This window comes from Salinibacterium sp. ZJ450 (genome assembly GCF_011751885.2).
GTDB lineage: Bacteria > Actinomycetota > Actinomycetes > Actinomycetales > Microbacteriaceae > Ruicaihuangia.
On sequence record NZ_CP061771.1, the window covers coordinates 521,333 to 545,243 of the forward strand.

Below are 23,911 nucleotides of genomic sequence, written 5' to 3' on the forward strand. Positions count from 1 at the left end.
ATGGCTACCCCCGAACGGGGGTGTGCATGACTTAACCAGTGCATTCGGCGCCTGTCCACGCCCCCGAATCCCAGCTGTGGATAACGGGCGGGACGGGAAGCCTGTGGATAGGCCCCGACAGGGGGCCGGATGTCGCCGCGCTCGCACCGGCTGTGCGGGAACCCGCACAGCCTGCCCGCAGACATTGCTGACCCCTGCAGCGCCGCCGGTGTTCGGCGTATCGTCGCCGGAAAGAGCCAGGGAGGCCCCTCATGCTGCTTCGACGGAGTGCGACCGGAATGATGATTGCCGCGGTCGGCGTCCTAGCCTTCGGGTATGCGCCGAGTTCGGCACTTGCCGCAGAGGCGTACCCCGTCGATTCGGTCGCCGTGACCAGCATCGATGCACCGACCGCCGACTCCGACGAGTCGGTGTACCCCGACTACAACGCCGCGGTGAACGTGACGAGCCAGTACTGGGCCACTCACTTCTCGGAGTTTGTGCCCGGCACCTACGTGCCACCGAACCTGTACAGCGGCAACGAGGAGCTCGGCATTGGCCTGTATGACGCGCCCGCGGAAACGGTGTATTGCGGCTCGTTCGTGCTCACTGACCAGAACGCCTGGTACTGCCTTCCCGAGGACTTCATCGCGTTCGACATCGACCTGATGGATCGGGCGCTGACCGTGGGCGACGCGTTCATCTACTTCATCGTCGCGCATGAATGGGGGCACGCCATCCAGGCCAGGGTGGCGCCGGCGCAGCGAGACCTCAGGATCGAGCTGCAAGCGGACTGCCTCGCCGGCGCGGCGCTGCAGGGAATGGCAAACGACGGCACACTCGCCTTCGAAGAGGGGGACAACGAGGAGTTGACCGTGGGGATCGCGAGCCTCGGCGACCCCTGGCCGTGGGCCAACCCGACAGATCACGGTTCCGCCGACGAACGCCTCGGCCAGTTCAACCGTGGTGCGCAGTTCGGGGTCGCCGACTGCCTGCAGCCCACCTACTGACGCCACGCCCGTGGCCGTGCCGCGCTCGGTGCCCATATGCTCGTTGCTGAAACGAGGGGAGCGCCATGAGGGCGGCACGACCCCGCAGACGATGGAACGAACGTGGTGGGGCACCCCGGAGGGCATCGACATGTGCGCGAGGCCGGCTGGTACGAGTCATGCCCGGAGGGATGAGCCAGGCCTCGACCACATACTCGGTCAGAGCGTGAGTGCGAATCCGGCAGAGAACAGCGACGCCGCCGCGAATCCGACGCCGACGACTGCGGTGAGCACGGTTCCCGCCGACAGCGTGAGCCGCCTCTTGTCCGGTCGCAGCGGCAGGCTGACCAGCCAGGTGATGACCGCCATGATCACCACGACCAGCGCGCCAGCCGACGCCAGGGCTACCCTGTTGTCCGTTGCGCAGCTGCCCAGCGCAGCGGCGCAGACGGCGGAGCGCGATCCGGCCCAGAACAGCAGGACGAGCAGCACCAGGGACGTCGCGAAGAGCACCCACCTCGGATGCCGCGAAGTCTGCATGCCCCGACACTATCGAGCGCCTCACCCTGCGGACTAGAGGTTCTTTCACTTGAAGGCGCTCACCGGCTAGTGTGTCGCTCAGCCAGACCGCAGAACGCAGGGCCGCTTCGAGAGGAACCCGATGCCCACCGCGCGCCCGCCTCACCATCGCCGTCATCATCCTGGCGGCGGTAGGCGTTGCCGGCTGCGCCACCGGTCGCACCCCAGCGGCCGATCCGGTCGACGCCCCTGCGCCGCTCGCCGTCACCGTGCCGATGCCGGATCTCGGTCCAGCCCCGGTGCGGGATCAGCCCACCGAGGAGCAAGCCGAAACCCTGCGTCTGGCGCAACTCGACTCAGCATGGGAACGAGTGGTGGCCGCCCACCCAAACGCGGTGCGCCCTGATGTCACCTTCGCCGGTTTCGTGACGTGGGAGCAGCACACCGAGGTGGTGAGCGCCTGTTTCACCGAGATGGGCGTGCCGTTCGGGCTAGGCACTGACGCCGACGGCACCGTGAACGGGATGGAGTGGACGACCGACGTGGAGGAGCATGCCGTGGGCGCCTATGTCTGTCAGGCCAAGCATTCGACCCGGCCCACGGGTCCGCCGACCGACGTGCAACTCGCGTGGATTTATGACTACCTGACCCGGTTCCTCGTGCCCTGCTACGAAGCCAACGGGATCGAGAATCAGCCTCCGCCGTCGCGCGCGGACTTCATCGCGAACTGGCCGAACCAGGGCTGGTTCCCCGACACGGGCAACCTGCCGACAGACACTGCCAAGGGGATGGCGGTTCTCGAAGCATGCCCGCCACCGGTCTGATCTCGTGAGTTCCCCTCCGGTGGCCGCTCGCGTCCGGTCTGACTCCTGTGTGCGCTCAAGAGACGTAAGGCATGAAGACCGCCACACAGATGGCAAGCGCCGCACCGGCGGCTACCAACGGAAGACTCCACCCGCGACTGGGCTGCGACGACCGTGGGATGGCGTCGACCAGGACTGCGAACCCGAGCACCACCAGAACGACCAGAGGAGCCCAGAGGAACAGGTTGCGGAGACCAAAATCGGAACCACCCGCCTGGCCGTTGAACTCCGTTCCCGCTGCAATAGAGAACAACAAGAGGCCCGGCGTCGGGACCAGAAGATGGCTCCGAAATCGAGGCACATGCCGTGGGAGAATCGGTAAGGAAGGTCAGGCAGTCTCACGACCGCCGTTGATCGCCCCAAGAAGGGTAGTGATAACGATGACCGACACACCCAGACCTCAGCCGCCGAGCGCGGAGCCGCACGAGCAGGGCGCGACGCCTAAGCCTCGTCCTAGAATCACCCGCACCGGAGTGGTCTGGGTGACGACTGCCGTCGCCCTGTTGCTCTTAGTGCTGCTGATCATCTTCATCCTCCAAAACCAGGAGAGCGTCGAGGTGCGGTGGTTCGGATTGACGGGCTGGGTTCCCTTAGGAGTGGCCTTGTTGATCGCCGCCGTGGGCGGCGGTGTCGTGATTGCGATCGCCGGAATCGCACGGGTCACTCAGCTGCGCATGAATGCGCGCCGGATCAGACGCAACAGTTAGGAACCAGTTCGCGCTTCCGCTCATCCAAGTAGCGCGTCTTGCTCGCAACAGTGCCCGTTCAAGGTCCCCCGAACCGCCCGTCAGCGCCGAAGCCAACAGCCAGATCCGGTGCCTTGTCGCAGCCAACCGTCGACACAGTAATTCGGCGAGTGTGGCCTCCAGTACTTGACCCCAGGCTCAACGAACGGGAGGCAGAGGGTCAAGTATCTTGGCGGAGCCTCAGGTAACTCGCCCGTCCGATACAACAACGCCTGTTGTCGGACGGCGAGAAATCCGACCCTGCTTGCCTTACCTGAACCCGCGCGGCTATTGGGTGCTGGAAGTCGAATCGCCCGTCGATCAGTCATCCAATGTGAGCCCAGTTCGGTGCTGGAGCGACGTCGGGAGCCGTCCACGGGCTAACGGTCCGCTCTCCAGTCTGCACGCCGCCCCAAGCAAGCGACGACTTGTTGCGTTTGAGGAACGTTGATCTAAGTTGAATCTTCCCGCACTTAACGCTCAGCGAGACGGGAAGTCAGCATCGTAATCAGCGTCCCAGCCTTCCATAGCCACTGCCGCACTTCTGCGCGTGCTTGAACTCTCCGCTCCCATGCTTCATTCCGCAGGCGAGCGGTTGGCGCAGTTCATGGAGTCCGAGGACACCTGCGCAACATTGGCGTCGGGACGGATTCGGCACGCTGACGGTTCGGGCGGCGCGGGGCGCTCGGCTCGATCCGATCAGCTGGCCCGGTCCACGATTCCCTGCATGACCGCGAGCTGCGCCCGGGCACTATCGACGTAGGCACGGATGCCCGTGAAGTTGTCGGTGCCCGCGGCGTCGCCGATGCCGTCCACGTAGGGGCGGAGGGTTTCGAGGGCAGCAGCCCATTCTCCGGCGATGGACGCTGGGGGATCCGCGGCTTCGAGCTGCCCGAAGTTGAACGAGATTTCGATGCTGTTGCCCATGATTCGCCATGTGCCACCCTCGTTCACCGCGACGATCATGTCGTCGAGGTCCTTGTTCAAGTCGGTGATGTCACCTCCCGCCATGGTCTTGAAGAACTCGATGTCCACCGCCGGGGCCGCGACGGGTGCCGGAGCAGGCGCCGGTGCTGGCGGCTCTGGCTCCGGTTCAGGTGTCACCACCGGCTCCGGCGGGGCCTCCGTCTCCTCGGGCTCCGCCGCGACTGGTTCCCGGAACTCAGCCTCGCTTGGGTCGACCTGCGACGCGGTATCCACGGCGGTCGCGGGGTAAACGACGGTGCTGAGCGATGTGAGCAGCAAGCCCAAGACCACGACGCCGGCGGCGAGGGCACGGCCAACGATCACACCGCGCACCAAGGGCTTGCCGGAGATCGCACCGAACAACCCCCATCCAATGAGCGCGAGGGACACGATGATGATCACTGGACCGAACCCGGTGAGACGGCCGGAATCCTGAACCTCCTCCGGGACCGCGGCATTGAGAATCCCGGTGAGGAGCAGGATGAACACGCCGGCGCCGATCATGGCCCATTTCACCCACGAGGGCGCTGCGGGCTTCGTCTCGGCGGGTGCGGCTGACGTCTCGGTGATCACCGCGGTCGGCGCGACCGGCACGGCGCTCGTAGGGTCAACGGCAGACATCGCCGCAGTCGGAGGTGGAGGCACAGCGACGGGGCTCGTGTGCGAAGTCCACACACTGCCATCCCAGTAACGAAGGATCGACGGGTCGCTCGGGTCCTGATGCCAGCCAGCGGGGACAGGCGGGGGTGGCGGAGTCTGCGTCATCGGCGGCGTTGCTCTCTGTGATCGGGTTGTAGGGTCCGGGGCGGAGCCACTCGTGACTTTAGCGGGGAACGCGAGCAGCTGTCAGTGTTCCCGTGGCCCCACTTCGCGCGCCTTGGGGCCCGAGTGATGACGCCGAGGCGCGCCCGTGTACGACGGAAGCCTGACGCAGCAGATCGAGGATCTACTGGACTGACGCTGCAGAGAAACAGAACACCCCGCCAAGTGTGAACCAGGCGGGGTGTTCTAATGAGGGCGTGATCAGCCGAGGGCAACAGTCCAGTTGCCGTCAGCGTCGACGTTGATGACCGACGGTCCAGCGGACATAGGAACCGTGCCCGAGTATGCGCCGATCTCGTTCACGAGGAGGCCGAAGTTGAACGCGGCGTCCGTGTGCTCGGTGAACGAGAAGTTCCTCGAGCCGTCATGGGTGATGGCAGCGTTCGCCGCGCCACCGGAGTACAGGAAGACGGCGTCGCCGGCACCGGACGCTCCGAGCTCCGGTGCGGTGGACAGCGGAGCGATCGTGATCGTCCAATTGCCGTCCGCGGTCACCTTCAAGTTGTTCGCCGCGTCACCGAGGTTGCCGTTCAGTCCGTACGCCGTGACACCTGAGTAGGCACCGATGGTGTTCACGAGCAGGTCCATGGTCGGCTCGTTAGCGGGAGTGATCGCCTGCACCGCGAAGTTCCTTGAACCGTCGTGAGTGGCGGTCACCATAGCGGCATCCACGCCCTCGGGCAGGGCGACAACGGAGTCGCCAGTGCCGGACTGGGTCATGGTCTCGAACGTGCCGTACTTGTCGTCAGCCCAGCTGCCGATTGTGGGTTCCTCAGCCGCTGGCGCTTCTTCGGCTGCCGGTTCCCCAGCTGCGGGCGCCGCCCCGTCAGACTGAGTCGCAGGCGTAGCTTCGTCCTTGCTCCCTCCGCCGATCGCGTTACCGATTCCAGCGATAATGAGGACCGCGACGATGATTCCGACGATCCACAGAGCCTTCTTCGGCTTCTTCTTCGTCGGCTGCTCCGGTGCAGGTGCTGCTTCGATGGTGCTTTGAGACAATGTTCCCCTCCAAATAGTGCGTAGTTCTCAGAAATTAGCAGTGAGCGGCGACATTTCGTATCAGGACGAGACGCCGTCACGAATTCGTTATGCCGAGACGGCTGAGGCGTCTAGCCGACCTTCGTCCAGTCGCCGCAGTCGCTGCTCTTGAAGTCATGCCCGCCGCTCAAACTGACGGTCAGGGTGCCTACCGAGCCGAGGTCGTTGTTGACAATGTCGTCGTAGTTGGTTCCAGAGCGGTAGATGGCCCAGTAGCAGCGGCTGCTGGACGAGTTCGCCTGGTACCGTCCCGGTTCCATGGTCTGGCCGACGGTGTAGGTCCGTCCATCAATGAGGGTCGAATCCTTGATCAGGGTCTCCTGGGCGAGGATCGTATCCTCGCGGATCTTCACCGCGGACTCCCGCTCAGCTACCGCGAGCTCCTTCTCCGAAACGGCGGCCGACTCCTCCTTGAGCTGGTCTCGCTCGCCGGTCACCGAACGCAACTTCGCGTCGCGGCTATTGACTGTGCCTTCAAGCTTCTGAACATCGGCGTTCGCAGAGGCGAGGTCCTCGCCCAAACTTGACGACGTGGCGGCGAAGGATGCCCACCCAGCTAGAGCGACGAGCGAGACTGCGATGAGCGCAACCACCTTCTTGTCGAGCTTCGGCAGCAGCTTCTTCGGCGGTGCAGATTCCTCTACTGGCGTGGCTGAGGTGGCAGCAGCGGCAGTTTCGGTCGTGGTGTCCGACATATTTCTCCAAGGTCCGGCCGTGAGATTACCTCAGAGCCGCTCACCGCGGCGACCCCCACTTCGAGCGGCCGAGGAGGAGCGCGCAGCGCAGCCGGCATGTCCGCGCCTCTGGTCAGTCGCGACTACCCCTTCATGAGCTGCAAGCCGGGCCGAGATGCTCGCGTCACGTCCTTCACCGATGACAGTGTGTGGCTCTTCACGCGTGCCGAGGCGCGAGCACTCGCGCAGCAGCGCACGACCGCCGGTGCACGGCGGCTCTATTGGTAAACGGACGAGACGATTGCGCAGAGAAACGGTGTACCGCTGAAGCAGAGCGATATGGACATGTACCTGCTCACCGCGCGAGCGCCTGCTCTGTTCAGTTGAAGCGGGCGGCGTCACTGCCGTCGCCATCCCAAGGGTCAGGTGCAAGCGGTTGGTCGCATGAGGGCAACGAAGTCGGATGTGCTGCCTCGCACGCGCCCCCAGGCTTCGGTAATAACCAATCATCCGGCGATCCTCGGGACGGCCGACCCACGTCAGGGCGCGGTACGCGACTTCTTCACCTATCCGGAGGATCCGGACGATGGTCAGTCCAAAGGCTGTGACCTTTCGTTCTTGACCCCGGGCTCACGTTCGCCTGGCAGAGGGTCAACTATCTCGGCGGAGGCTCAAGTAGCTCGGCGTCCGACACCTGTCAGACGACGAGCAATTCGAGCCGACGTAATGCACTTGAGCCCACGATTTCCGCGAACGGGCTTTGCTCCGACTGAACATTCTCGCCGTTTTAGTTGAGCCTTTTCGGAACTTCGACAGCAGGTTCGATGCGTTGCAAACCTCCTGCGGCTCAAGTCGGCACAGTCCGGTGCACGTCCACGGCTCTCGATGGTGAGATTCAGGAAGCCCTTTCGCCCCCATGCACCATGCGCCTATCAATGTCAGCCTGCACCGATAGTGTCGCAGCACGAAGCGGGATGGAGCTGGCGATGAATGATGAGGGCGCACCAAAGTCGAACGGCATGGCCTGACGACGATCCCATCAGCCGCTGGACAGTTCAATGCGTTTTGAGCGAATCGGACCCATCGACCGCTTCTCGAATTTCGGCCAGAACGGCGGCTAGGTCGTAGCCTGGATGCACTTCGATGAGTTGGCAGCCGTTGGCTGCGCACAAGCTGCGCTTTCGGGCGTCCCGTTCCAACTGCCGTTCGAACGCAAGCGGTCCACCGAATAAGTTCACAGGGCCGCTGTGTTGCGCGCCTTGATATTCGATCCCAACGTTCTGATCTGGAAAGTAGATGTCCAGCGATTGCTGCCCGAGCCAGCTCGGTCGGCCCTGGTGGAGTACTCGTCGTTCCGGGAATTCTTCTCGAACGGCCCTGAAGAGCACTACTTCCGAGACCCATCCTTCGCCGACCGACGGCATCCCGGCGCCGCGACGCACAATGTTCTCGGCGTCGCGGTACAGCGACTGAATCCGAGCGCGAACGATCTCCTCGAACCAGTACGTGTCGCAGTACGGTGCCGGCCATTGGATGTCCTCCGACGTATCCCGCTCAGGCAGCTCAATTGGTTCCATACCCAATCCAACTAGCAAGTCCGCCAGGGAACGAGACACATGACGATCGTGGTGGGCGAGGTACTTGTCTATCTTTTCCTGGGTTATGAACCTGCCGAACTCGTCCGCGATATCCGGGCCACCGGCACCAGGGACGCGGTCGATGATAAGCCGGTGCCAGAGGTCGACGACGATACTGCGGCCGAGGGCATCGTGTGCGGCATCAAGAAGATCCTGCAGAGCAGCATCGACCTCAGCCTTCCGGTCGCGAAACGATGCGGTCATCTTGCGACCCTTCGTCGTCCAGTTTTCAACTGTCGCAACCTTCAGGTGAGTGTCGGCTACGACTGGCGCCAACGTTAGATAAATGTCCATTGGGAGCTCGGGTGAGAGCAGGTCATATCCGCCCTGCCAGTCCCCGCGCCGGAAGTAGCTGTCGGAGTAGTCCTCCACAATCTCACGTTGTGCCGGAAAATCGGGGTACTCCGAACGGAACCGCTCATATGCTTCCCGGAGAACAACTGGATCGCCGTCGTAATCCACTTCGAGCTCGCCGATCAACGCGAACGCGTAACTCCACTGGCCCTCGAGTTCGACATGCTCGCCGGCCAAGTGGCGCGCCTGGAAATCTTTGAAGAACGACAGCTGAAAGGTGTCCATGTCCCACACTGAGGGGTTTTGTGCCTCAAACAGCGGAACCCCGTTGACCGCATTTCCCATCGGCATGAAATGAGGCTCAGGTGCGGACCCCGCGTGCACGACACCGTCGACCAGGTGAACAGTGCCCGCCTTCTCCATCCAGTTGAGACGGCTCTTCACCTTCGTTATTCTCTCGCGTTCTGCGAGCATCCTCAGAGTGGTCAGCTCCATGCTTCCGGCCTGCTCGACGGTGCGCCGCAGCCACTGCATCGCCAGCAGCGTCTGCCTGCGTTCCTCGGCGAGCTCTTCCGGCCCGGCTCCTTTCCATCGCCCGTCCGCCGTGGCCCAGAGCCGTTTAGCTACGCGATCCATCGTCTTCAAAACCTCGTCGGCTTCGAACGCTGCTGCCAGGCTCCAGTAGCGCGGGGATGCGACCAAGCCCCTGACCAACCAGAGCTGGCTCTTAGAACCGCGGTAACGCTTCAGCACCTCGGGTATGCATGACAGGGCGAAGCCATAATCGTGCGTACGCCAAGCCTGGTCGAGGGCGTTCGTCAGCTCGGCGTAAGTTGGCACCCGCTCAGGTTAGCGGCAAGGTCAGCCGCCCGCTCCGGAGCCTTTGCGAGTATGAGTTTCCGAAGGTCCTATGACGGAGGCAACAGAGGAGCGCCCGCGTTCACGCACGAGCCAATCCGTTCAACGTCGCGCGCCAAGCGTGCTCCTTGATCCCAGCCATCCGCGTGCGATTGCGATTTTCCTGAGCGTCAGTTGACTCGTCGAGCAATCGATGCCTACACCCACCGTCGGGTGAAGGACGAGAACTGACGTCTCCGCGATGGCTGGTGTGCGCCATCGGCTGCCGATACCGTCGCAGTCGACCGACGGGAAGGCAGCGATGTTACACGGAAGTGTCGTGGCTGTTCTTGAGCAGTTTTCATTGCCCTGATATTGGCTGCCATCGCCGGCACGGCAATCGCCCTCACATCGTTCAGCCGACGGCTCGCCCGTGTGGAAGAGATGTTGGGGATCCGCGGTACGACGACGCGTTGCAGGACTGGACCAAGCTCTGGACTGGGTTGAGCGTTGGAACGCCGCGATTAGCGCACTATGCAGCCAAGCAGGCGTCGTACGGGCGCCCTTCTGAGAGGGCAGATCTAGAAGCCCCTTGCTCACGTTGATGGTCTGGACCGAGTTCCATCTATCCCGAATCCTGTCGAGCATGATTCCATGGCGGGCCTGGTACTCCTCGTTTGAGTAGCCTCTCCCTATGCAGCATGAGTTCACCGAGAAGCCTTGGACGCTCCTTCTCGCGATGTACGACCTACCGTCCGAAAAACACGCCGAGCTCCGAGCTGCTCTCCGCCGTCGGCACGGCAAAGAGGGCGAGAGGTGGATTCGACACCAGCGCTCGGTCGTCTTCGTAATGACGAAGGAGACTGCTAGCGGCTGGTATGAGTGGGTCACGAAATGGACCGGCAAGGACGGCGGCGACCGTTGGTTGGTCGTTGACATCACGAATTCGACTTACAGCGGTTGGGGCTCGAAGGACGTCTGGACCTGGCTCAAGAAAAACCAAGTAATCGCCAGAACAAAGCATTTCCTCCGCGACTCAGAAGCCCGAAGGGACGAAAGAATTCTCAGAGAGAGTCAAGATACGGACGAGGTCAAGGCAGCGCGCGAAGCCCTCCGGTTGGCCGTCGCTCAACAGAATCATCGACGGCTTGCGGAATGGAAGACCAAGAGGGCCGAAGAAAAGCAGCTACAAGAGCATGCAAAGCAGTTAGTCACGGACGTCGAGACCATGCTCAACTCAAAGCCCGATCGAGAGCAGGACTAGCAGACTCAGGTTCCTTCCACCGCCTATGGGCCGGAGATCCGCGGCCTACTCGGCCAAGTTCACCCAGTCGATGTCGTTCGTCAACTGCTCAACCCCATCCTGGTCCTCAGTTGCGGCTGTATCCCTTGAGCCGTTGATCTCCGAAGCCGGTCTAAACAGCACGACGTCCGTGTTGCGCCTAGAGGCCGGAAGCAGCGTGATATCCGCAACGCTCGGCTGGGAAGCCGACGTCTTGCCCATGTGGAGGAGATGCTGGGGATCCGCGGATACGACGACGCGTTGCAGGATTAGCGAGCTGGCACCCGTACGCGAACCAACCGCCGCGTTCACCGGTCAGTACAGCTTGACACGGCACCGCCCACGAGGAGTACTGCGGCTGCGACGGAGCTGATGGGGTGTCCGGAGGGTTGCCGACGCTGGGCAGACGCTAGCACCGGTCAGTAACCGCCGCCCACCGGTCTCACGAACGCTCTGTCGGCCGCCAGACCTGCCACGGTGTTTCCCGATCCTCAGCAGGTCAGCTCGCAAATCACTCAGCAAGTAGCTCTCCGCGTCGTTGATGGCCATCACGAGTTCCGGGTACGCGTCAGTGGCCACCCAAGCCCGTCGGTCCATCACGCGTGAATGATCGGCGCGGTGGGCAACTACAGGACCCATCGGCGGTGGGCTGGGAACGGAGCTAGCGCGGCTGCCAGTTGGCACGCCTCTTGAACTCTCCCATCGCTTCCGACTCGAAACCGTAACTGTCGAAGTTCGGCCACTCGACCTCGGGGCCGGTGTCGGCGGCGCCCGAATTTGCCGGCTCCGCTTTCGCCAGCAGTCGTGTCCGCCGCGCTGATTTGAGACTCTGCCACCGTGACTGCCAGGCGAGTTCATCATCGCCGAGCAGCACCGGCTCATCGGGGAGGACCCGAGACAGGTGTATTGCCAGGAGCAACGACTTCTCCTTGTCCGACGCGGGTCTCATTCTCTGAGTCGTCTTCTCAATGTGACAGTCGTGGCACAGAAGCTGCAGGTTGCTGGGGTCCGCAGAGCTCCCGTCGACGTGGTCGATCTCGTTTCCCGGCTTGCCGCACTCACGGCAGAGACCATGGTCTCGGTTCTTGATCTCATCCCGAACCTCAGTGGGTAGCTCACGACCAAGCGACGCATACCCGCCGTAGAGGATGAACCCGTTCCGTACCGCCAGCGCTTCCTGCACGTCGGGGCGACGGTAGCGGCCGTCGCGGAGCACCGCTCTCGTGTACCGCACGGTGGACGAGATTTCGTTGCACCATTTGGAACAGAAGAGGCCAGGCACATCGTCGGGAAACTCGGTGAGACAGTTCGCGCAGCGGTCGTCGACGAAGTGCCGGCTCTGTGGAGTCCGTACTAGGAAGCGTGTCTTATCCATTGGACCACGGGTAGGAGATATTCAAGGCTGAGCCTGCTGCGAATTTTGACCTGCGAAAAGAGCACGCCATTCGGTCTGAGCGGCGCGGAACCCTGCTCTTTCGAGAATTTCGCCGATCCCGCGGAGATGCGCGTGACCCCATATCAGTGTGACGTCACTCGGGGTGGTCAGCGCCGCTTTTGCCGCGAAAGCATTCCGATGATCCTGAATAACCGTTGTTCTGACGAGTGCGCCGATTGAAGGGGTGGAGCCGGCGTCTGCGTAGAGCCCGCGGATCAGGGCCTTGCCGCAGGCTCCGGCTACTCGGCTGTTCCGGCTGAGTAGCCAGATGACCGGTGCGATGAGTGCCAGGATGGGCAGGCGAAACGCGCCAATGACAGTGAGTCGAGGAAGGTCGTGGTTGCGCCATTCGGGCCGCACCTGCAGGTGGGCGAATTGAGGGGCGTGTCCGGCCGCGACGACCATTCTGTCTTGGGATTCGGACATGACACGAACGAGCCGCAGCTTCAAACGGGTGATCCGTCCTGCGCTGCCGCCGGGCGTGGGGAGTTCGTAATGTACCTGGGCGGGAGGCCTCACCAGGTCAACGTCTCGCTGCAGGTTCTGCCAGAAGGCGTGGGATGCCACGTGTTTCACGCCGATCAGAGTGATCGTATTCCCCGTGTCGTCGTGTCGAAACGTCAGGGTGGGGACTTCCAGCGCGCCGTCCCGGACACGGTCTGTCACCGGGTAAGGCAGAAGCGGTTTGCCGCGCACCGTCAGCCCCTCGCCGCTTCCTGCGTTTCTGCCTCCCACTGCGCGACCACGTCGGCTGCTAAACCGCCCTGATACTTGGGGCGGCGGCCGGACAAGATGAGCGTGGAAAGATTCTGCAGATCGAAGACGGCATTCGGCGCCCAGCCCGATTCGAATGCCGATTGAAGGAGGGAGGGGGTGGACCATTCGTAGCCGGCAGCTTGCAAACGGACGAGCGCGTCCGCGGCTGCTGCTTTGTCAGATGGGTGGCCGAGGCCGCTGCTTTGGTTGATCATTGCGCCAACGGATTCGATAGCCGTGCGAACGACCGAGTCAGCAGTAGCCAGAGGCTGCAGCGCTTCGCCAGCCACACATGTCGGCTTGGTTCCACCGACCCACGCCTGCATCTCGTCGCCGTAAGGTTGCGTCACGCAGAGCGCCCGACCCTGGGCCATGTCGATCGCGGCGCATAGATTCTCGAAGTTGGGGGCGACGGCGATCAGCGGTGCTCCGGTTTGCCGGTTTGCTGAGGAGTTTCTCCATGTCGATACCGCAGCCCCGCGGCGTACGAGCGCTGCAACGGCGACATTGTTCGCGATGACCGAGCGTGCCGGCAGATACAGATCCGGAATCGTCGTGAATTGCGCTGTCCAGCGCGCTGCGGCGGAGACGGCCTGGCTGGGGCTGAGGCTGCCTCCGATGTATCCGTGGAGCGGGAGAACAGCCGTGGTTGAGTTGGTCACGGTCATCCCTTCGGCGGGTGCGGGTCGTTGCCGTAGGAGTTACGGTTCCCGATCTGACCGTCCATGTTCTTGATGACATGTTCAGTTGAGCGGTCGATGGCCATTTGTCGGCCCTTAGCTTGCGCCTCGGCTTTTGTCGGGGCGGTGTTGGAGGCGCGACTGTTTCCGGTGATGCGGTTCTTCCACGTTCCGTCTTCGAAGTAGGTTTCGACGTTCTTGTTTGACATGTGCGCTCCTCATAGCAGTGGGTAGTTGCAGGCTAGAGGCAGCCTCTGACAATCGTTCGTTTTTCTTGAGCTCTGAAGAGTAATTGGGGTGCCGCTCAGGGTCCGGCTTGCGAGCACTCGATGGAGCAGTCGGCGTTCGTGGCACCTCAGATACCTGCCAGACGCTCACCCAGGATGCCCACCGGCGTAGGTCGAGCTTCTCGCCACCGTCGACCTAGCTACGCCTTGCCGGCGCGAACTTTGCTGAACCAGGCCGCGAACTGCTCTTGGAAAAGATCGCGCACCATGTCGTCATCTAGTGCCCCGTCGGCTCCCTTGAGCCTGCCCTGTGTGAGCTCACCGCAGACGACCGCCCAGGCGTACCCAACGGCCAGTGTGAATGTGCTCGCGACCGCAGCGGAGATTGCGCCACCCACAACCGTCCCTGCGGCGGGGATCAGCTTCAACAGACCCACGACGGCACTTTTGCCCGCCGCCACCGCGATCGTCGTCGCCACCGTGGATGCCAGCGTGGCTGTCTCCACCTTGACGCCATAGATTGCTGCGACTTTCGCCATCATCCCGAGTTGGATCGGAATGAGTAGACCGGCGTCGGCCACCGGAATCGGAATCGCGCCCACCGTCAAGGCCAGCCCCGCAGCCAACTTGACCGCATCGTGAGCCGCTTTGCGTTTTCGGCCCAAATCGATCTTTTGCGCCGCGGCGAAGGCGGACTCGACGCCTTCCGGTGCAACTCGAAACGTTGCATCCACGAGATCCTTCAGACCGTGCTCCACCTGGCCAGTGAAGTCGTCCCCCGAGGCCATCACCAGAATCGGACGGCCACCGACGATCGGCAGTCCGAGTTCGGCGATGTGGTCGGCAAGCGTCATTGCGTCGCCGTGATACTCGCCATCTCGTGACGGCACCTGCGTAAGGACGGCGACGACTGGAAGCCCGAGCTGATCCAGCCGACGAATGAACTCCGCCTCGGTGTCCTCGAACCGGCGATCGGTCGCGCGCACGCAGTACCAGGCCACGTGGATCTGCTCAGATAGAGGGTTCTCACGCATGAGCCTCAGATACGTGCCGAGCTCATCGATGAGCGTGTCGCTGTCCTTACCGATCTCAAGGCCACGCGTGTCGAGGACGCCGAGGAACCCAGCGCGGTGCAAATAGAGATGGTTCTTCATCGTGACCGGGTCACCGACGCCAGTGGGGGCGACTTCTTCACCGAAAATCGCGTTGATCAGCGTGGACTTTCCGACACCTGTCTTGCCGAAGATCGCCAGGTTGAAGCGGCCCATCTTGTCCGCCTGCTCCTGCCATTTCTGGCGGAACTCATCATCAGACCAGCCGTCGTCCTCGGTGGTGTCGGTCGGTCTGGTCAAGGGTCCCCCTAGTTGAGATTGCGTGGCTACAGCTTGCCGTACATTGCGTCGGGACCACCGTATCCATCCGTGAATTGGGGGGAGTGGCGGACCGGTCTTCTCGTCTAACTCCGCCGATCTAACGGAGGCGGACTTGAGCACGCAGCACAGCCTCCCCCGTTAAGGCGGACGCGATCAGGAATCAGGCGAGTTAGCTTGCGAGGAAGGCTCTCGCTGCCGATGCGATTGCGCCTGCGCTTTCCAGAACAGGGTCGTCGCGAAGTACTGTTGCTGGCGATCTGTCGTTCAAGTTTGGGTTCAGCCCCATGAACCATGCTTGAACGGTCCCTCTGGGCTCGTGCTCAGCGATCATTCTGGCGACGAAGAGTGCAATCCGAACGCGGTCGCGCACTCCCTCCGGAGGTGAGGCGGCCCCCTCGGACCACATCCGGATGAGGCGCGTCGTTCGAAGTCCGGCGATATAGGCAACGAGCTGGGAGCCGAGGACATCGGAAAGCTCCGAGAGAGCTTCTGCAGCGGAGCCAGGCGAGTTTGTGGACACATCCTTGCGGCGGGCCTGCAGAGCAGCAAGGTGTCGTTGAGTTAGTTCAATCAACTCCGTTGCGCGCGCCTTTGTTGGTCCTGGGAGCTCGTTCCGCTGCGGTCGGCCCGCGCGTGGCGCGCCAGCTACGTAAGCCGCGATTGCTTGCGCAACCCTTTCAGCGTTGTCCAAGCGGGGGTCGTCGGCTGCGTTGGCGAGCAAGAGCTGTAACGTCACTCCGCGAAGGTCAGATTCGCGAATGCTGCGTATTGCTGTCGCTCGGCCAGTGAGCGGACGGGTCACACGGTCTATCGCCTCGACCGCCGCTTCGCAGATCGCGTCGGGCAGGTGGTTGGCAAAGACCGTCAGTACCATCAACGGTGACTCCTCGGTTGTTGATGGTGCATGCCCTGAGAGGATGAACGCAGCCCCGTCCGCGCCCGCTTTCTTGACCATCACGTCCGCCACGTCGCGATGCAATTTGGTGGATGGGCCGATTAGGTCGCCGATCCTCGCCCACAGTGGATGTGCCGTGTTCAACGTGTGCGTGTTGAAGTGTGGGCGCCGTTCCACTTGAACGATGTCGGCAGAAATTAGGCGGGCCAATGCGCGTCGCCCGGAGCTTTCGGAAGTGGTTCCCGCGCGCCGGATCAAATCCCGCCCGGTAGGTGCGTCTTCCGATAGCGCCAGGGCGCGCAGGAGGAGCGCGTCGTTTCGCCCGATTAGTTCAATTGCCGCGGTGAAGGCTCGTCGACTCGGCCGGAGCCGCGGGAACCGATCGGCTCTGTCGTCCATCTACTACCCGCCTTCGAGTTGCCTGCTGGTCGCACGAGGATGCGGTTGTGGCGGGGGCATAGTGGGCATCCCCTGCTGCGTATCCGGTTGGTCACGGTTTGCGCGTGTTCGTGTCCATACGCGCAGGTCCACTGGTGTTTCTCGCCACCGGGGAGGATGAGATGCGGTGAGGTCGGATTCCTAACGCTCCACTCTGTGCTCATCAAGGGTTGCCGGGCGACGATGTCATTGAAGCCGGACCAGACTCGTTTGTTAGCGCAGTAGGGGCAGCCTTGGCCCTTGGAACGTTGCGCGGGTGCGACTGTGTAGGGGTGTCTTCGTGCGCAGCGCCAGTGAATCATCAGGTGGGTGTGGGGGCCGATTTCGGATGGAAGGACGATGTTCATGTCCCAGTCCCATTCGTCAAGAAGTTCGGGGCGGAGCGTTGTAAGGTCGTTCACTCCCGGCTGAATGCGGGTGTTCATGCAGATGGGGCAGCCGGTGCCGCCGAACGCGCGGTTGGAAACGCTGGCCTGGTACTCGTGTCGACGTGGGCAGTGCCACCAAACCTTCTGGCGAGAGCCCGCGCTGAGGGTTTCAAGTCGGACACGCCGGTTGCGTCTCTTGAGGAACTCTTTTGCCAGCTTGGGGTGGGTGGTGCTGAGGTCGTTGGACCCTGCTACCACCGCCCGCTTTGAGCAGTACTTACAGCGATCCAGGTTCCCGCTCGTTGCCTGCCGGAGGTCGTTCGGGCGAACGGTGGTGCGATGACCAGAGACGCAGATCGCTGGGATGCGATCGTTTGATGCGACCGATACGCACTCGCGGGGCATGGGTCGACGGGGTGCGTGAATGAGTACAGCCCTCCAGTTGTCCGGAGTGACTCTGAAGTCTCCGGACGCTGCGAGGTAACGGTTGAACGGTTCGAGAGGCCGGATTGGGGGTGGGAAGTCCGCGACGATCTTTTCGGCCAGCGGGAAGTCGTGCACCCATCCCGGCTGGTAAGGCTTCCCGGTGTTCAGATGCTCACGAACGTTCAGGAAGGTGGGTCGGAGGTACAGCCAAATGCCACGAGCCAGTTGCTCGGGACGGTCATCGGTCACCTGGCTCAACAGGCTGTTGAGGATGCGAAATGCCTCAAAGTATGTACGCGTTGGGTCGAACAATTCCCGCGTGAAGTCACTGCGGGTAAGGGCTGCTGCCGTACGGATCATGAGCGGGTAGCAGGCGTAGTCGATTTGATGGTGCTGGTCTGGCTCGCTGTCGCCTTGGGAATACCAGGTGCGGAAGATCGACCTGAGCTCCATATAGAACGGCGCAGATATCAGGCCCGCATCGCGCAGACGCCGGTAACAACTCTCTGCCATCTCGTGCTCTCTACCCACCGCGAACTGGTGTGCGGGGTCGGCATCCGGACCCACCCATCGCGCATGGGATAGGCAGACGTTCCCGTCCATGTGCGGGTTCTGCCGAACCGACTCACCGTTCGCGCAAACGGTGCAAAGGTAGCGGTTGTCCAACCCGGTGCAGCAGTGGCCGCAGGTGGACCCGTCAACGTGGTTCAACGTTTCCGACGCTCCGTTGAAGTAACCAGCAGAGAGGCCGGCTTTCGCCTCCACAATCGCTGGCCATAGTAGGGTGCGCGGCGTCTGGGGGTTGGCTTGTGCGGCGAGTTTCAGCAGATACCGCTGGTGGGCGGGTTGGTCGTGATTGGCCCGAAGGAGACGCGCGGCGAAGGAGTCGAAGCGTTCGAATTTCAGGGGAATGGGCCGAACCCTGTACGGGCGGGTCGTGATTCCGGTGGCGTCGGGACGCATCCCCGCTCCTTCGTCTGCTGATGAAGGACGGTACCTCCCAATCGGGCCCGGAAGTTGCCGTGCACGAATACGTTCAGAAGCTCGGAGAGTTCTCGCTCATTTGTGGTCTGTGCCGTGCGGCTTGCGACGGTGCAGCCCCGAGGCAATCGCGCCGCACTTGGGACAGCTCCTACCTGAGCCTCCTCGAGGTCCTCCTGTGTGAATGAGGATCGTCTGCGGGTAGGACGGGTGTCCGGCGCGACATACCCACCAGGCGCGGTGGCCGCTGCCGGCGGTGTATTCGTAGGGGGTGTCGGGGTTGCGGTCCCAGTCCCAATCAAGGGCCTTGTCGGGGTGAGTTGTCGTGATGTCGTTGACGCCCCTTCGCACCTCACGGTTCTCGCACAGGGAGCAGTTGGTTCCATGTCCGGGTCGCGTCCGGTGGTCAACCTCTGAGGTGTACTTCTGCCCGCAGGTCGGACAGTCCCAGACAACCTTCGTTCGGGATCCGGCCATGATGTTCTGCGGCGTGATGTCGCCGTTCTCGTTCGCATCAAGTTGCGACGCCTGCAGCGGGTGCGTTGTACCAAGATCGTTGAATCCTGTCTTAACGTCGTCGTTTGAGCAGTAGCAACAGCCTGTTTTGCCGGCGAGTACTGCGTTTTGGGTTGCGGGGCCGATGATGATGCGATGGCCTAGGCTGCAGATGCCTCGCGCACCCCGCACAGTTCCATCGGCGCGACGTGCGCCGTTGCTGATGTGCACGAATGTCGCCCGAAAGGCATCATTGGACGCCAACGAATCGCGGCCCACACTGAGGTAACGATTCAGCGGCTCCATCGGTCCGACCGGTTGGCGAAAGCTCGCGCACAGGTCCGGTGGAAGAGGAAAGTCATGTGCCCATGCCGACGCGTACGGGACTGTGGCGCCGCTGCGGCGAGCCAGCATGAACTCGCGAACCGTAACGAACGTCGGCCGAAGGTAGAGCCAGATCGCCCACGCGAGATCCTGGCTGGGTTCATGAACGATCCGTTCCACTGAGCTGAGCAGCATGCGGTATCCATCAGCGAAGGTTTGAGTGGGGTCAAATAGCTGTCGCATGAAGTCCAGTTCCGAGAGAGTTGCCGCGATCTGCATCATCGCGGGGTATATCGCCACATCGTCCGATGCACGTTCAGCGGCCCTGTGTTCGTGCGACTCGAAATGCTCGCGAAGCATGTAACTCAATTCGAGGAAAAGCGGAGCCGTCATGACTCCTTCAGCGCACAGGCGGCGGTATTCCAGTTCCGCCGCGACTTCCGCGGAGCCGACGATGGCTTGCTCATCGGGGCTTGTGTTTAGACCCACCCAGCGGCGGTGATCAAGGCAAACGTTGGAATCCATATGCGGGTACTGCTCGATCACCTGCCCGGCTGCGCACTCGATGCACATGAACCGGTTGGGTAGCCCGATCACGCAGTGCGGGCAGGAAGTCCCGTCGCGGTGCTTCAAGTTCGAATGGGATGCGCGTGTGAAGTGTCCGTCGGCGAGCCCGCTCTTGCGCTCGATGATGAGCCGCCAACGGTCGCGCACCGGTACGTCGGGATCGGATTCCGCTGCGAGCTTCAGCAGGTATCTTTTGTGCACTGCCGTGTCATGGTTGGCGGTCATCATCCGAGCGGCATAGCTGTCCAACGTTTCTCGACGCATCGGCTCCAGGAGGACGCGGTACCGGCGTCTCGAGATGTCCAAAACAGTGCCCGTGGACACGATGTGTTCCTAAAATGCCTATCTACGGGATGTTCGTGATCATTCCGGTCGCCTGCATGTCCCGTGTCCTGCGACGGAGTATGTCTTCAGTGATGACTTCAGAATCGGGGTTGCCGCGAGCGATCAGTGTCTTGGCAGCACCGCAGATCATGCGCATCAGTGTTCCAAGAGAGCCCAGGGTTTGCTGATAGAGGAACTCGTCTAGGTCGACAAGGCTTCCCGCTGGCTGCGCGAAGAGGGGCAGCTTCTTTTCGATGTACTCGATGACCCCCCGCCAGGTCTCCTCTTCGTCGGTCGCATGGCGGGGAAGTCGGTTTACCTCGAGGAGGCTGAAGCGGCTGGCGATCTGCCGGCCAGTGGGCCCGTCGAATATGCCCATCTCCGGCAGGTCCACGCCTGCATAGATGAAGGTGGCGACCACGTCGTCCAGAAGCTCACGGAGAAGATCTTTCGGTTCGGCCAGGCCCCGATGCAAGCCGGGAGGCAGCCGGTGCAACTCGTCGATAACAACCAGCCGCGTGTCCGCATCGGCCATATGCGCCAGTACTCGCTTCACGATGGACTCGGTGGGCTCCCGCTCTGTCATGGTAATGCCGTAGAAGTCCGCGAACGCCTGCATCATGCGTTTAGGCGTGGCGGAGCTGGGAATCTTGACGTAAGCGACCGGAAGCGATTCGGGGTACGCGGCGCCTGGGTGATCCTGTTCGTAAATCTTGAATGACCTGCGCATCACAGCGTCAGCGATCGTCGTCTTACCCATGCCCCCTTCGCCGCTGATAGCCAAGCCCCAGCGGTCGGGATTGTTCCTGTTTACCGGCTCGAGGTCTTCGGTGACGTAGCGGACAGCTGTGGTCAACGGATCCGTGGGCACGATGATGTCGTTGAAGAGGAAGCTCATCCGTAAACGGTCGTGCTCGGCTCGGGCGGTTGGCGAGAGCGATTTGTATTCCTCGAGACCCACAGCGGTAGGGGGCCTAGTGTCTCTCTGTAGGAACGCCATGAGACCTTCCCAGGTGTTTTTTCTGAGCGTTGGCATAATCCGACCTGACCGGGCTGGTGTCGATGATGGTTTACGGCTCTTCAAGGTGTCGGATTGCTCGCTTGGAGCCGTTACGCCGGCGATTCCGTCGGGTTGGTTTGTTTTCAGGCGCCGCCGTCGGCATGGGCGTTCCTTCTCGCTCTGCGAGTTCGTGGGCGAGCTTCCCCCGCGTGATTTGCTTCTGCACCGAGGCGTTGCCGCCGAACAGCATGAGGAACTCCAGAATCGCGTCAGCGGAGATGAGTTGGCCTTTGACAGCGGCTTGCCTTGCCATCCGCCGCGCTGTTCGGTCCAGTTCGACGGCATGGGGATTGTCGAATCTGCCGTCCTCTCGCCATTTGCATTCAATCCATCCCTGCTCGGGGTGGCGCACCCAGATGAGGCGCGGGTTATATGGGTTGCTGCGTACCTCCCACTTGTAGTTCTTCGACTTGTTGTTCGACGGAAGGTGCCTGAGAGCCTGAAGTTCTTTTGAGTTGTATTTCAGGTAATTGATCTGGATGCCCTCCTTCGTGATCTTGCGGTGGTCGATTGGCAGGAGCTCGATGAGATCCTCACTGCTAAGCGGCATCTGGACGGTGCCGGACAGACTGGCCATCGCCGCGTGCATCTGGTTGGGGCTCAGGGCGATGTGGGGGTGCATCGGGTCGCGAAGGCCGTCGTGCGGATTGTTTTGATAGACGGAGGTAATCCATCTGTCGAGCCCTTCTGCGAGAAGGACCACGTTTAGGAGGTTGTCTGATTCGGGTGAGCGGCCGCGATTCTTGACCGCATTGCCGACGTAACCCGGCAGTTTTGAAAGGAACCCTCTTGTTATCGTTCCGAAAAGCCGTTCCACTTCAGGCTTGTCTATGGGTTTGTTGGGCCTCGCATATGTGAGAGAGATTCCGAACTTTCGGCAAGCCGCGTCGAACGTGCTTCCGCGGAAGTCCAAGCCGTTGTCAATGATGATCCGTTGGGGATAGATGAACGGCCTTTCAATGTCGTCCGGTGGCAGCGAGCGGAGTTCCGGGACGAGGGTTTTTGCCAGCTCCCACATCTCCCGGTGCCCCGGCCTGTCTTGGCGCATCACGAGCGCTTGCGCCAGGCAGAATGCATGATCGACCGCCTTTGCTGACCCCACGCGGATCGTCGCGGCGAGGATGCTGCGGGTGGCAACGTCAAGCAGGATCGTTAGCGTCGGCCGCTGCACTGTGCCCTCGTCATCGAGCACCGTGAAGTTGTCGAGGACAGTGCTGTCCATTTGCACTTGTTCACCGGGCATCGGTCGCTCCGCGCCGAAAGGACGATCCGGCGTCTGCGCCGCTGAGAGGCGAGCGGTGGCGTCTCCCACCGTGTACCTGCCTTCCATCAAAAAGTTGCCCCATTTACGCAACGTGCGATCCTTGAGCGAGGACTGGTCATACCCCGGGTGATGCATCTTGAGGTCCGCTTTCATCAGTTCCAGCAGCCGTGTCATAGGCACCGTGGACTTGTCCGTTCTCGACTCGATGACGTTCATCATCGAGTCCCATACCGGTTTATCCATGTGCTGGAGCGGAGACTGCCGCCGGTGGTGTCGGTGGTCGATCAAACCGGCCCAACCGAGTTGTCGATACGCCTTCACCCATTTCTTCAAGGTCGACTTGTCTACGCCCAGCTCCCTAGATTTTGCTTCCAACCTGCGTGTAATCGTCGTCCGATCGGGGTCGTACTCGGGCTTCGGGTCGGTGCCCTCCGGTGCGTCATGAGGCAAGCCGTAACGCATTTCCTCGATGTGCCGGACCTTCCTCTCGATGACGCGCATTTCTGTCTGATTGATCCGCTTGTGCAACTCGTCCAGCTCCCGAGGGTCGCCCTCTAACCGCTGCGGGACATTACGCAATCGACGGCGAACATCCGCAAGATGAACGGTGCTGTACTCGCCGGTGTCCACGCTCCGCACTCGGAGAAGGTTTCCTGCGGCGGCCGCGACGATGTACTTGCCGTCGTCGAATTCGAGCGTGTTGTTAATATCGATCGTGTACATCAGGATTCCCGTTTCAGGTTGGTTTGTGTGCAGAGCGGATGGCTCATGTCGAAGGTCAGCGCTCGGGTCCAAAGGAGGCTGCTGATCGTGCTGATTCCCTGCTTCTTGTTCTCGAACAGGCGGATCTGTGTGGCCGCCCCGAACTCCATGGGTTCTTCGAAGCGCGCGAGCACGGCATCTTTGAGAGTCGACTCCGGGCGGTACCGAGGCGATCGGTAAGCAGAGAGCCAGGTCAGATTCCGGTTCAGCACCCGATCGATGCCAGTGAAGATCTCGTATCCCCATCCGATCTCGTCGCAAATCCGCCGCGTCTCCTGTGCTTGCGCGCGGAAACGGTCCGAAATGCGGTCGGCCGGCTTCACGTCGTAGAGCACTTGCCGGCCGTTAGCGTGGAGCGCGAAGAAGTCGGGGAAGTGCTTTGTTCCGTCGGCGAATTGCAGCAGCATCGGCTGGGACGCCAATCCGCGTAGCTCATGCCGGTAGTCCAGCCACATCAGGGCGGTCATCTCGAACAGGGACTCGTACCAGATGTGCGAGTCCAGTTGCGATTGCCAGTACAGCCCGGGGTAATTCACCTGGTTGGCGTGCTGCGGCGCAGTTCTCGCCCGCCGCGACAGGTGCAGGTCCCGATCGAGCAGGGTGCGACTCGGTGGGCTCCTATGGATGCGCCCTGTCTCGTCGTACCAATTGACCGTGTCGCGTAACTCGACCGGGGCTAGTGCCCCAAGGCCAACCTGACCCTGGTTGTGTCTCTTCAGCCTTGACGGGCTCTTGCGTTTCTGCATGTCGCTAGTCGCTTTCTCGGGAGCGAGCTTACGAACCACCTGGATCAAGACCAAGAAACGCCGCTTTCAGCGGAAACTTACGCTTTTTGCGGACGTCGTCAATCGAGTCTTGGCTCGAACGGTAAGCCGGATCAGCCGCTGCTGCTGCCCGTGCCGGAATGCATG

Annotated in this window: 20 protein-coding genes and 1 pseudogene; 4 read left to right on the forward strand and 17 right to left on the reverse strand. The window is 62.0% G+C overall.

The annotated features are described in order from the left end of the window. Positions 1 to 194: 194 nt before the first annotated feature. Entirely contained in the window at positions 195 to 989 is a 795-nt protein-coding gene (locus HCT51_RS02545; protein ID WP_224760749.1) for a neutral zinc metallopeptidase, read from the forward strand. 198 nt (positions 990 to 1,187) lie between these two features. Here HCT51_RS02545 and HCT51_RS02550 read toward each other — a convergent pair whose 3' ends face one another. Beyond that, positions 1,188 to 1,508 carry a hypothetical protein gene (locus HCT51_RS02550; protein ID WP_166879180.1) on the reverse strand — a complete coding sequence of 107 codons (321 nt, stop codon included), beginning with the start codon at positions 1,506 to 1,508 and terminating at the stop codon, positions 1,188 to 1,190. A 71-nt stretch (positions 1,509 to 1,579) separates the two neighbouring features. Here HCT51_RS02550 and HCT51_RS02555 point away from each other — a divergent pair, with 71 nt between their 5' ends. After that, positions 1,580 to 2,311 (forward strand): hypothetical protein, encoded by a 732-nt coding sequence (locus tag HCT51_RS02555; RefSeq protein WP_166879177.1) that lies wholly within the window; start codon positions 1,580 to 1,582, stop codon positions 2,309 to 2,311. 419 nt (positions 2,312 to 2,730) lie between these two features. Next, positions 2,731 to 3,057 carry a LapA family protein gene (locus HCT51_RS02560; protein ID WP_166879173.1) on the forward strand — a complete coding sequence of 109 codons (327 nt, stop codon included), beginning with the start codon at positions 2,731 to 2,733 and terminating at the stop codon, positions 3,055 to 3,057. A gap of 717 nt (positions 3,058 to 3,774) precedes the next feature. Here HCT51_RS02560 and HCT51_RS02565 read toward each other — a convergent pair. From HCT51_RS02565 to HCT51_RS02580, 5 genes and pseudogenes are all read right to left on the reverse strand, one after another. Next, complete coding sequence (locus HCT51_RS02565; RefSeq protein WP_166878977.1) at positions 3,775 to 4,662, reverse strand: hypothetical protein; 888 nt, start codon at positions 4,660 to 4,662, stop codon at positions 3,775 to 3,777. A gap of 24 nt (positions 4,663 to 4,686) precedes the next feature. Then, positions 4,687 to 4,806 (reverse strand): annotated as a pseudogene (locus HCT51_RS18625) (DUF2510 domain-containing protein); the annotation flags it as partial. Positions 4,807 to 5,064: 258 nt separating this feature from the next. Continuing rightward, the gene (locus tag HCT51_RS02570; RefSeq protein ID WP_166879159.1) at positions 5,065 to 5,862 is read right to left on the reverse strand and encodes a hypothetical protein; all 798 of its coding nucleotides are present in this window, start codon (positions 5,860 to 5,862) and stop codon (positions 5,065 to 5,067) included. A gap of 110 nt (positions 5,863 to 5,972) precedes the next feature. Further along, positions 5,973 to 6,596 carry a hypothetical protein gene (locus tag HCT51_RS02575; RefSeq protein ID WP_166879154.1) on the reverse strand — a complete coding sequence of 208 codons (624 nt, stop codon included), beginning with the start codon at positions 6,594 to 6,596 and terminating at the stop codon, positions 5,973 to 5,975. Between the two features lie 1,034 nt (positions 6,597 to 7,630). After that, positions 7,631 to 9,346, reverse strand: a complete 1,716-nt coding sequence (locus HCT51_RS02580; protein ID WP_166879151.1) for a hypothetical protein — start codon at positions 9,344 to 9,346, stop codon at positions 7,631 to 7,633. A gap of 691 nt (positions 9,347 to 10,037) precedes the next feature. Between HCT51_RS02580 and HCT51_RS02585 the strand changes: the two genes are divergently transcribed. Continuing rightward, positions 10,038 to 10,607, forward strand: a complete 570-nt coding sequence (locus tag HCT51_RS02585) for a hypothetical protein (RefSeq protein ID WP_166879147.1) — start codon at positions 10,038 to 10,040, stop codon at positions 10,605 to 10,607. Positions 10,608 to 11,286: 679 nt separating this feature from the next. Here HCT51_RS02585 and HCT51_RS02590 read toward each other — a convergent pair. The 11 genes from HCT51_RS02590 to HCT51_RS02640 all read right to left on the reverse strand — a co-directional run bounded on the left by HCT51_RS02590 (position 11,287) and on the right by HCT51_RS02640 (position 23,785). Continuing rightward, positions 11,287 to 12,000, reverse strand: a complete 714-nt coding sequence (locus HCT51_RS02590) for an HNH endonuclease (RefSeq protein ID WP_166879143.1) — start codon at positions 11,998 to 12,000, stop codon at positions 11,287 to 11,289. Positions 12,001 to 12,021: 21 nt separating this feature from the next. Beyond that, positions 12,022 to 12,726: a hypothetical protein gene (locus tag HCT51_RS02595; protein ID WP_166879139.1), complete on the reverse strand. Its 705-nt coding sequence runs from the start codon at positions 12,724 to 12,726 to the stop codon at positions 12,022 to 12,024. Between the two features lie 32 nt (positions 12,727 to 12,758). After that, complete coding sequence (locus HCT51_RS02600) at positions 12,759 to 13,478, reverse strand: hypothetical protein (RefSeq protein ID WP_166879136.1); 720 nt, start codon at positions 13,476 to 13,478, stop codon at positions 12,759 to 12,761. A 2-nt stretch (positions 13,479 to 13,480) separates the two neighbouring features. Further along, positions 13,481 to 13,705 carry a DUF2188 domain-containing protein gene (locus HCT51_RS02605; protein WP_166879131.1) on the reverse strand — a complete coding sequence of 75 codons (225 nt, stop codon included), beginning with the start codon at positions 13,703 to 13,705 and terminating at the stop codon, positions 13,481 to 13,483. A 218-nt stretch (positions 13,706 to 13,923) separates the two neighbouring features. Then, on the reverse strand, positions 13,924 to 15,075 hold the full coding sequence (locus HCT51_RS02610; RefSeq protein ID WP_224760629.1) for a GTPase family protein: 1,152 nt from the start codon (positions 15,073 to 15,075) through the stop codon (positions 13,924 to 13,926). A gap of 190 nt (positions 15,076 to 15,265) precedes the next feature. Next, entirely contained in the window at positions 15,266 to 16,063 is a 798-nt protein-coding gene (locus HCT51_RS02615; RefSeq protein WP_166879126.1) for a hypothetical protein, read from the reverse strand. Between the two features lie 254 nt (positions 16,064 to 16,317). Then, the gene (locus HCT51_RS02620; protein WP_166879121.1) at positions 16,318 to 18,186 is read right to left on the reverse strand and encodes a zinc-ribbon domain-containing protein; all 1,869 of its coding nucleotides are present in this window, start codon (positions 18,184 to 18,186) and stop codon (positions 16,318 to 16,320) included. A gap of 96 nt (positions 18,187 to 18,282) precedes the next feature. Beyond that, complete coding sequence (locus HCT51_RS02625; protein ID WP_166879118.1) at positions 18,283 to 19,818, reverse strand: zinc-ribbon domain-containing protein; 1,536 nt, start codon at positions 19,816 to 19,818, stop codon at positions 18,283 to 18,285. A gap of 118 nt (positions 19,819 to 19,936) precedes the next feature. Continuing rightward, positions 19,937 to 20,812 carry a TniB family NTP-binding protein gene (locus HCT51_RS02630; protein WP_166879115.1) on the reverse strand — a complete coding sequence of 292 codons (876 nt, stop codon included), beginning with the start codon at positions 20,810 to 20,812 and terminating at the stop codon, positions 19,937 to 19,939. 172 nt (positions 20,813 to 20,984) lie between these two features. Further along, on the reverse strand, positions 20,985 to 22,961 hold the full coding sequence (locus HCT51_RS02635; RefSeq protein ID WP_166879112.1) for a helix-turn-helix domain-containing protein: 1,977 nt from the start codon (positions 22,959 to 22,961) through the stop codon (positions 20,985 to 20,987). Beyond that, positions 22,961 to 23,785: a TnsA-like heteromeric transposase endonuclease subunit gene (locus tag HCT51_RS02640; RefSeq protein WP_224760750.1), complete on the reverse strand. Its 825-nt coding sequence runs from the start codon at positions 23,783 to 23,785 to the stop codon at positions 22,961 to 22,963. The genes HCT51_RS02635 and HCT51_RS02640 overlap by 1 nt, the downstream gene beginning before the upstream one ends. Between the last annotated feature and the right edge of the window lie 126 nt (positions 23,786 to 23,911).

Excerpts from the sequence above, each read along its gene's own strand:
- HCT51_RS02550 (WP_166879180.1), bottom strand. The coding sequence starts at position 1,508 with ATGCAGACTTCGCGGCATCCGAGGTGGGTGCTCTTCGCGACGTCCCTG.
- HCT51_RS02560 (WP_166879173.1), top strand. The coding sequence starts at position 2,731 with ATGACCGACACACCCAGACCTCAGCCGCCGAGCGCGGAGCCGCACGAG.
- HCT51_RS02565 (WP_166878977.1), bottom strand. The coding sequence starts at position 4,662 with ATGTCTGCCGTTGACCCTACGAGCGCCGTGCCGGTCGCGCCGACCGCG.
- HCT51_RS02575 (WP_166879154.1), bottom strand. The coding sequence starts at position 6,596 with ATGTCGGACACCACGACCGAAACTGCCGCTGCTGCCACCTCAGCCACG.
- HCT51_RS02585 (WP_166879147.1), top strand. The coding sequence starts at position 10,038 with ATGCAGCATGAGTTCACCGAGAAGCCTTGGACGCTCCTTCTCGCGATG.
- HCT51_RS02590 (WP_166879143.1), bottom strand. The coding sequence starts at position 12,000 with ATGGATAAGACACGCTTCCTAGTACGGACTCCACAGAGCCGGCACTTC.
- HCT51_RS02605 (WP_166879131.1), bottom strand. The coding sequence starts at position 13,705 with ATGTCAAACAAGAACGTCGAAACCTACTTCGAAGACGGAACGTGGAAG.
- HCT51_RS02620 (WP_166879121.1), bottom strand. The coding sequence starts at position 18,186 with ATGCGTCCCGACGCCACCGGAATCACGACCCGCCCGTACAGGGTTCGG.
- HCT51_RS02625 (WP_166879118.1), bottom strand. The coding sequence starts at position 19,818 with ATGATGACCGCCAACCATGACACGGCAGTGCACAAAAGATACCTGCTG.
- HCT51_RS02630 (WP_166879115.1), bottom strand. The coding sequence starts at position 20,812 with ATGAGCTTCCTCTTCAACGACATCATCGTGCCCACGGATCCGTTGACC.
- HCT51_RS02635 (WP_166879112.1), bottom strand. The coding sequence starts at position 22,961 with ATGTACACGATCGATATTAACAACACGCTCGAATTCGACGACGGCAAG.